The organism is Lawsonibacter hominis (assembly GCF_014287895.1).
In the GTDB taxonomy this organism is placed as follows: Bacteria; Bacillota; Clostridia; order Oscillospirales; family Oscillospiraceae; genus Lawsonibacter_A; species Lawsonibacter_A hominis.
In genome coordinates this window covers 1-7,059 of the sequence record NZ_JACOPP010000050.1, presented here as the reverse complement: position 1 = coordinate 7,059, position 7,059 = coordinate 1, and the positions used below count along the sequence as shown (strand labels likewise).

General features: G+C 54.8%; 12 protein-coding genes. All 12 read left to right on the top strand.

All coding sequences use genetic code 11. The annotated features are described in order from the left end of the window. On the top strand, positions 1–333 hold a 333-nt coding region (locus H8S57_RS16340), incomplete at its 5' end, for a hypothetical protein (protein WP_369807649.1). Further along, complete coding sequence (locus H8S57_RS16335; protein ID WP_186909030.1) at positions 317–844, top strand: CHC2 zinc finger domain-containing protein; 528 nt, start codon at positions 317–319, stop codon at positions 842–844. The genes H8S57_RS16340 and H8S57_RS16335, both read left to right, overlap by 17 nt. A 50-nt stretch (positions 845–894) precedes the next feature. Beyond that, positions 895–2,682 carry a DUF927 domain-containing protein gene (locus H8S57_RS16330; RefSeq protein ID WP_186909029.1) on the top strand — a complete coding sequence of 596 codons (1,788 nt, stop codon included), beginning with the start codon at positions 895–897 and terminating at the stop codon, positions 2,680–2,682. 268 nt (positions 2,683–2,950) lie between these two features. Continuing rightward, positions 2,951–3,289: a hypothetical protein gene (locus H8S57_RS16325; RefSeq protein WP_186909028.1), complete on the top strand. Its 339-nt coding sequence runs from the start codon at positions 2,951–2,953 to the stop codon at positions 3,287–3,289. Further along, positions 3,286–3,618 (top strand): hypothetical protein, encoded by a 333-nt coding sequence (locus H8S57_RS16320; RefSeq protein WP_186909027.1) that lies wholly within the window; start codon positions 3,286–3,288, stop codon positions 3,616–3,618. Before H8S57_RS16325 ends, H8S57_RS16320 begins: the two co-directional genes overlap by 4 nt. 315 nt (positions 3,619–3,933) lie before the next feature. Beyond that, entirely contained in the window at positions 3,934–4,245 is a 312-nt protein-coding gene (locus H8S57_RS16315; protein ID WP_186909026.1) for a hypothetical protein, read from the top strand. 219 nt (positions 4,246–4,464) lie between these two features. Next, entirely contained in the window at positions 4,465–5,241 is a 777-nt protein-coding gene (locus H8S57_RS16310; protein ID WP_186909025.1) for a hypothetical protein, read from the top strand. Continuing rightward, a complete protein-coding gene (locus H8S57_RS18110) occupies positions 5,234–5,452 on the top strand; it encodes a Lar family restriction alleviation protein (RefSeq protein ID WP_186909024.1) in 219 nt (72 codons plus the stop codon). Before H8S57_RS16310 ends, H8S57_RS18110 begins: the two co-directional genes overlap by 8 nt. After that, a complete protein-coding gene (locus H8S57_RS16300; RefSeq protein WP_186909023.1) occupies positions 5,445–5,771 on the top strand; it encodes a DUF551 domain-containing protein in 327 nt (108 codons plus the stop codon). The genes H8S57_RS18110 and H8S57_RS16300 overlap by 8 nt, the downstream gene beginning before the upstream one ends. After that, entirely contained in the window at positions 5,764–5,955 is a 192-nt protein-coding gene (locus H8S57_RS16295; protein WP_186909022.1) for a hypothetical protein, read from the top strand. The genes H8S57_RS16300 and H8S57_RS16295 overlap by 8 nt, the downstream gene beginning before the upstream one ends. After that, entirely contained in the window at positions 5,948–6,265 is a 318-nt protein-coding gene (locus H8S57_RS16290) for a hypothetical protein (protein ID WP_186909021.1), read from the top strand. Before H8S57_RS16295 ends, H8S57_RS16290 begins: the two co-directional genes overlap by 8 nt. Before the next feature lie 223 nt (positions 6,266–6,488). After that, the gene (locus H8S57_RS16285; RefSeq protein ID WP_186909020.1) at positions 6,489–6,923 is read left to right on the top strand and encodes an RNA polymerase sigma factor; all 435 of its coding nucleotides are present in this window, start codon (positions 6,489–6,491) and stop codon (positions 6,921–6,923) included. Positions 6,924–7,059 lie beyond the last annotated feature (136 nt).

Below are 7,059 nucleotides of genomic sequence, written 5' to 3'. Positions count from 1 at the left end.
GCGATCGAACGCAAGCTTGGGCTGGATGAGCTGGCCAACTGCTATTGCAAAGACCGGCCTCGCTTTACCCGGGAATTTGAGCGGGCAAAGCAGGCCGGGGCCAAGCTCTATCTCCTGGTGGAAAACGGGACGTGGGAGAATGCATATGCCGGGAAATACCGAAGCCGTATGGCCCCGTCAGCGCTGACAGCGAGCCTTTTGGCGTGGCTGGCGCGGTATGACTGCCAGCTACTGTTCTGCGCCCCTACGACCTCTGGAGCGTTAATACGGGATATCCTGTACCGCGAACTCAAGGAACGGCTGGAGAGGATGCCGGATGGACGCTGCGAATGAGATCAAGCGCCTGTTGACCATGCGGCAGGTTGCGGAGTTTTACGGATTCCAGGTGGGACGGTCGGGGTTTATTCCCTGCCCGTTCCACCGGGGAGACCACCAGGCAAGCCTGAAGATTTATGACGGTGACAGAGGGTTCCACTGTTTTGGCTGTGGAGCGCATGGGAGCGTCATTGATTTTGCCATGAAACTGTTTGACCTGCCGTTCCGCCAGGCGCTGATCCGGCTCAGCTCCGACTTCCGCCTTGGTATCACAGGCAGCCGGATCGCAAAACCGGATGCGTCCAGAATATTGGAGGAGCGCAGGGAGAGGCAGGAACAGGAGGAAGCGGAGCGGGAGGCGTACTACCAAATGGCCGCGGAATACCGACGGTGTTTGGAAACCGTAAAATTCTTCGGGCCGGATACCTACTGCCAGCCTTATATCCATCCGCTTTACGCGGAGGCCGTCAAGCGGCTTCCCTATTTGGAGTATTGGCTTGACGAGCATTTAGGGGGTGATCGGAACTGAATGCTGATTTTACTTACGAGGACTTTGACCGCGGCCGCGTTTTTGAATATTTGACTGATATCAAAGACCCATACGAGCAGGGGATGGAAGAGCGGCGCATGGCGGAATTGGCGATAAGTTTGAATTTCAAGAATTTTAAGCGCCTGTTCAGCCTGTATAAGCAGAAATTGAAAAGTATGTCCATGCCGGTGATCATCGAGGACGGTATTTCCGAATTTGGAGAACAGCCGTTTGAACTGAACACCAGGGAATGGCATGCGGACGAAAGCGGGATCTGGCGTCATGGCGGGAGAGACGGAAGCGCGATCTATGCCTGTACGCACCCGATCATGCCGGTACAAAGGATCATCGATATCGATACCGGCGCAGTGAAGATCAAGCTTGCATTCCGCCAGGGAAACGCAAAGCGAAAATACTGGAACGAAGCGATCGTCGACATCCGTGACATTTCATCGGCCAACAAGATCGTAGACCGGCTGTCCGCCGTCGGCGTCTCGGTCACCAGCGGGGAGCGCGCAAACGCCATGGTGGACTACTTGCGGGACATGCTGGATTTCAACCAGGATGTGATCCCGGAGACCAAATCCGTTTCCAGGATGGGATGGAACGAAGAGGGTTTCGCACCATATGTTGACGGGATCGCGTTTGACAACGCAGACAGCTTCCGCGGTGCGTACCGGGCAATCAACCAGGTCGGAGACTACCAGGCATGGATGGGTGAGGCTTTGGACGCCCGCTCCTACAGCATAACTGCCCGGATCGTTTTGGCGGCGTCGTTTGCCTCGGTGCTGGTGGAGCCGCTTGGGTGCCTCCCGTTCTTTGTGCACCTTTGGGGCATGGACAGCGGGACCGGAAAGACGGTTGCGCAGATGCTGGGGGCTTCGGTATGGGCCAACCCGGCCGTCGGGCAATCATTCTTCCAGACGTTCCGCGGCACGACGGTCGGATTTGAGATGATGGCCGGTTTCCTGCATTCGCTCCCGCTGTTCCTGGATGACCTGCAGCTGGCGAAGGACAAGCACGGCAACGTGATATTCAACGTATATGATTTGGCCTCCGGGAGCGGGAAGCTTCGTTCCAACAAGGCGCTCGGCCTGAATTATACCCCAACATGGGCCAACTGCTTCATTACGTCCGGAGAGACGCCGATCGTAGGCGAGAACGACGGTGCAGGCGCGGTCAACCGCGTCATTGAGATCGAATGCCTTGCATCGGAAAAGGCGATCCGGGACGGGCACAGGACCGCAAACGTGCTGAAGCAAAACTACGGCTGGGCTGGCCGCGAGTTTGTTTCCCGCCTGACGGAGGACGGGCAAAAAGAGCGTGCAGCGGAATTGTATGACCACTTTTTCAAATCATGCACAGAGGACGACACCACAGACAAGCAGGCTATGGCGGCGGCGGTGATCCTGACGGCGGATACCCTGGCGACGGAGTGGATCTTTAAGGACAACAGGGCGCTTACGGTACAGGAGATCGGAGAGTTCCTGAAATCGCGGTCAGCCGTAAGCCTTTCGGCCCGCGGATATGAGATCATCTGCGACTGGGTCTCTGTGAATGCAACCAGGCTGAGAGGCGTGACGGACACGGGCGAATGCTACGGGATCATGGACGGGAATACGGCGTACATCATCCGATCCGTGTTCAACCGTGTGTGTGAGGAGAACACAATCAACCCGCGGGCATTGCTCAGCCATCTCAGGACGAAGGGTCTGATCGAGGTTGGGCCGAAAGGTTACACAAAGGCAAAGTACATCGGAGGCGGGCAGTCTCCAAACTGCGTATGGCTCAAAATGCCTTGCGCCGCAATGGTTTGCGAGGATGAACTGCTCCCGTGACCAACCTACTTGGAAAGTAGGATTCTGTAACTCTGTAACTCTGTAACCCCCCAAACGCACATATATAGAGAGTATATATACTTTTCTATGGACACTTTTGATTAAAATGTCTTCCTGTAGAGGACACGCAGAAAAACAATCATAACACATTCCCCTATAAGGGAATGAGGGGAAAAGTTACAGAATTACAGAAACCATAAAAAACGTAGTGTTTTCAATCGGTTGCGGTCTTTGACCCCAATTACAGAAAGTTGCAGAAGTTACAGTTATGAAATTATGGTACGAAGAAACTGCCATGCAGGGCATGCCCATGCCGGACGGACTCGACCGGATCGACCAGCGTATGTTTCTGGATCTGCGTGCTCTGTATTGGCAGCTGCGCAACGGCGTGGTTGATCGGGACACGGCGATCCAGGACAAACGGCGTCTGGTAGGATCCTATCAGCGGGCAAAGGACCGTGACGGATTGCGGCAAAAGCTGTTGGACGCCTCGGTCACGCTCTGGAAGGAGACCGAAGGCGCAAGGAGCGAATACAGGAGGGAACGTACTTTGGAGCATGCGGACAAGCTTGCGGCGGCCATTGATGGAATTGAGGTGCCCAGATGATCACCACCAAACAGCTCCATCGCATCCGGGAACTCAGCGGCAGCGGCCTCACCGACAAGGAAATCGCGGCGGAGATCGGTATCTCGGATGGGCAGGTGTTCCGGTGGCGTCAATATATGGGCCTTCCAGCCGCCGGGCTGCACCGGCACAAACGGACGACCCACTACACGGTCTACAACAGTTTGACAGACGAGGTGCTTGCCACAGGGACGGCTGAGGAGATCACGCAGCAGATGGGCTGGTCGCCAAACTCGACCTACAGCATCATCTGCAAGGCGCTCAAGGGGCGATATAAAAAATATGCGGTGGTAAAGGAGGGCATACGGTGAATGCAACAGAGCTGGCTCGGAAGTTAAACACATCCATGCAAAAAGTTAGGTGGCTGATCTACACTGGACAAATCGACGCGAAAAAGGTTAACCGCGTCTGGTCGGTCGACGAGGGAAGCGTCAGGGCATTCAGGCGCAGGAACGCGAAAGCGATAGAGAGGCTAAAATCAGAGTACGTGTCGCTCTACTGGGCAGGAATCAGCGTGAAGAGACTACAGGAACGAGCCAGAGATGACTTTAAGACAGCAGGGATCGTGTGCCATTTGGACGGGTTTGCAGAGCAAACAATATATGAGAGTATCATGGAGGGGCGCAATGGATCGCATCGACACACTGGTTAATCGTCTGCGGGCGTACAGCCAATCGCTGGTCGCCTACAAGCTGGATGCGGATTTCGCGGATGCGTGTACAGAGGCGGCAGATGCGTTGGAAAAGCTACAAGCCAAGCTGGAGCGCGTGACGCGGGAGCTGGATGCGGCTGGGGAGGACATGAAATGCATAGCGGATAATAGTATGTGCGAATGTTGCGTTCACAACAATTCAGAAGACGAGGAACAATTTTGCGATAAAAATACGATCGTCTATGGGTGCAATCAATTCGAGTGGCGCGGCCTGAAGGAGGCGTAATCAATGAGCTGTGACTGGTGCGAAGGTGGAGCCTGTGACCTTGTATGGGGAGATGGCTTCTACGCTGAAATCGACAATGGGGAGTTGGTAGTCTCTAATTCGTTCGCTGCTGGCGAAGGCCGTAGAAAGATCAATTTTTGCCCTATGTGCGGGAAAGCGCTGGGCGGAAGCGTGGGCTCCCTTCGGGGGCCACCATTGATGAAAGGAAGGCATACTGGAATGAAGAACATTGAACTGAGAAAAGTCCCCTGCGGGGAGAGCTTCACCGTCTTCGGGGAGGAGTATGTGGCGTTGGACCGTGTGGACGGCGGAACCCTTGCAATCCGCAAGGAGATCTGGAAAAAGGCGGTCTTTGACCGGAACGGCAAAAGCAATTTGACCCAGGCCGATATGCGAGACACCCTGGCTGAGTACACGGAGCTTCTGAAGTCCAGAGGCATGAAGGATAGCGACTGCCTAGTCCAGCACATCGACCTGAAGGCCACCGATGGCACCCGGGTTTATGGCTACCTCGACTGCACTGTGGCGCTGCTGACACTGGAGCAGTACGGGAAGTACAAAGAAATCATCCCGAAGGCGGATGACTGGTGGTGGCTGGCTACGCCAGTCTGGACTCGGTGGCTCCGCTCCCCGAGCACCGACTACACCAACTACGTGTGGCTCGTCTACTCCAACGGCGATTACAACCACGGCAGCGCCAGCTACTCCTGTGGCGTCCGCCCCGTTTTGAACTTCAGCTCTTGCCTCTTGGTCTCTTGGCAGGACGATGAGGCGAGAGAAGATACTCCTGCCGCAGACGTAGCCCCTGTGCAACATGGGCGGTGGGAGGAGTGTGACTACGTTGATCCTTGCATTCATGGGTTTGGTACTATCCGTCATGCAAACGCCGGGTTGAAATGTACAAATTGTGTTAACGTATTCAAAAAAGAATTGCTTTGGAAAGACAACTACTGCCCCAACTGCGGAGCAAGAATGGACGGTGACGGTAATGGCTGAACTAAAACCGTGTCCGTTTTGCGGAGAACCAGCAGATTTGTTTTTTGGAAACGAGCCGGATTTTTATCCGATTTCTCCAGTGGACTTTAACTACACACACGTTACTGTTCGTTGCCGGAGTTGCTTTTGTGGGACTGGGTTTTACAAAGATAGGCATCGGGCAATCGAAGCATGGAACCGCCGTGCCGGAGAGGAGGAACAGGATGGCTGAATGGATTAGCGTCAAGGACAGGCTGCCGATGAAAAATGATAGGGTTCTTGTTTACAGGCCGGAAATGAAAGAAAGTGATGTCGGTGCAGTATCAGTCCAGTTTGGGTGGAATTGTCGCAGAAAGAAAACGGACATTACGCACTGGATGCCGCTGCCGGAACCGCCGAGTGAGCGTGGAGACACAAAAATTAAGACTGTCCCAGGGCATGGGGAATTAAGCAACGACCAGGCTGACAATATGGCTGCGTACATTGATCACCAGATGCAACGGGTAAATTGCATCGAAAATGAGGCAATTGAGGAGGCGCAGGATGGCTAAACGCAAATCAAAGCCGCTGAAGACCTGCGCTGACTGCATCCACGAATTTGCCTGTGCCATGTGGAATATCGGGAACATCCACAACATGGATGCAGCCAACTGCACAAACTATGAGACGGTCAAGGATTCGGCGGCCTATCTCATTGGCTTGCTGGATGGACGGAAGGAGGCACAGAATGGCTAAGAACGCACATGCCGCCTACATACAGCGCGCGGTCTACCAGCAGGTGGTGCAGGCGAGGGCAACGCACACCCAGATGTGCCTGGATGCCGCGCTCATCGCCGCAAACGACGTGCTGCAGCTTGGGCCGGGCCGGGCGAAGGAGTTTGCGGATGCGTACTCACAGGCGTTGACCGAGATCGCCAACATGGCGGTCGATGACACCAGAGACCTGGAGTACAGCAAGGCAAAGCTGGACGAGCGGCTGAAGCAGATCTGCGGCGAGCATTTTGTGCCGTGGGAAGGGAGATATCGCTGTGATGGGGCCGGATGATGTGTTTTCTATCCGGCAACGACCTGACGCGCCTGTCGCGGGCCATGAGCGGCATGTATGAGGACAGGGTGGTAATTACCATCGGGAAGCATAAAATGGCAGCAAGCGTCGTCCCGGCGTCTCCTGCGTGGCATGTGGCCATGCTTGTCCGGCTGGAGGTGTGGTGGCCGGGAGGATACGCATCGCAGTATTTTGAGAGCGTGGAGGAGATGAGGAGGTACGGATGGACAGTCAGGAAAAGAAGCGGATGTTGAAGAAATACCAAACCTCAGAGGCGGAGGAGAGGCGTCTGCGCCGCGAAATATTGAGATGGCGGTCAAAGGCCGAGAAGATGACTTCGGTCATCAAGGCGGTTCCTGGCGGCGGCGGGGATGGCAGGAGTCTCGAAAATTCCGTAGAGGCAATTCAGGCAGTGGAAGAGGAACTGGAAGCGCAGATTAAAAATTCGATCCGGCTCAGGAGGCGCATATGCGCGGCAATTGACCAGATGGATGACGATCGGTGCAAACAGTTGCTCAAGCTGAAATACATAGATGGGTACTCTTGGTCAGAGGTGGCAGAAATTATGGACATATCAGAGCGCGGGGCGACAAAAATGCATGGGAGAGCGCTCGCAAAAATTGATCTGAGTTCCTTGCAGTTCCCATATCTGTTATGATATAACTAAAATGGGATAAATCCCAAGATCCATTTCCTTCCTTCCCTATGGGGCCGGGTCCTACCTCCTGCCCGGTCCCACATACGGCTCAACCATCCGCATGAGGGTGGAGAGGCCTTACACTGCGCCCTTGCGA

What these genes read in the sequence shown, in the direction of transcription:
- H8S57_RS16335 (WP_186909030.1), top strand. Translation starts at nt 317, where the DNA reads ATGGACGCTGCGAATGAGATCAAGCGCCTGTTGACCATGCGGCAGGTT.
- H8S57_RS16325 (WP_186909028.1), top strand. Translation starts at nt 2,951, where the DNA reads ATGAAATTATGGTACGAAGAAACTGCCATGCAGGGCATGCCCATGCCG.
- H8S57_RS16320 (WP_186909027.1), top strand. Translation starts at nt 3,286, where the DNA reads ATGATCACCACCAAACAGCTCCATCGCATCCGGGAACTCAGCGGCAGC.
- H8S57_RS16315 (WP_186909026.1), top strand. Translation starts at nt 3,934, where the DNA reads ATGGATCGCATCGACACACTGGTTAATCGTCTGCGGGCGTACAGCCAA.
- H8S57_RS16310 (WP_186909025.1), top strand. Translation starts at nt 4,465, where the DNA reads ATGAAGAACATTGAACTGAGAAAAGTCCCCTGCGGGGAGAGCTTCACC.
- H8S57_RS18110 (WP_186909024.1), top strand. Translation starts at nt 5,234, where the DNA reads ATGGCTGAACTAAAACCGTGTCCGTTTTGCGGAGAACCAGCAGATTTG.
- H8S57_RS16300 (WP_186909023.1), top strand. Translation starts at nt 5,445, where the DNA reads ATGGCTGAATGGATTAGCGTCAAGGACAGGCTGCCGATGAAAAATGAT.
- H8S57_RS16295 (WP_186909022.1), top strand. Translation starts at nt 5,764, where the DNA reads ATGGCTAAACGCAAATCAAAGCCGCTGAAGACCTGCGCTGACTGCATC.
- H8S57_RS16290 (WP_186909021.1), top strand. Translation starts at nt 5,948, where the DNA reads ATGGCTAAGAACGCACATGCCGCCTACATACAGCGCGCGGTCTACCAG.
- H8S57_RS16285 (WP_186909020.1), top strand. Translation starts at nt 6,489, where the DNA reads ATGGACAGTCAGGAAAAGAAGCGGATGTTGAAGAAATACCAAACCTCA.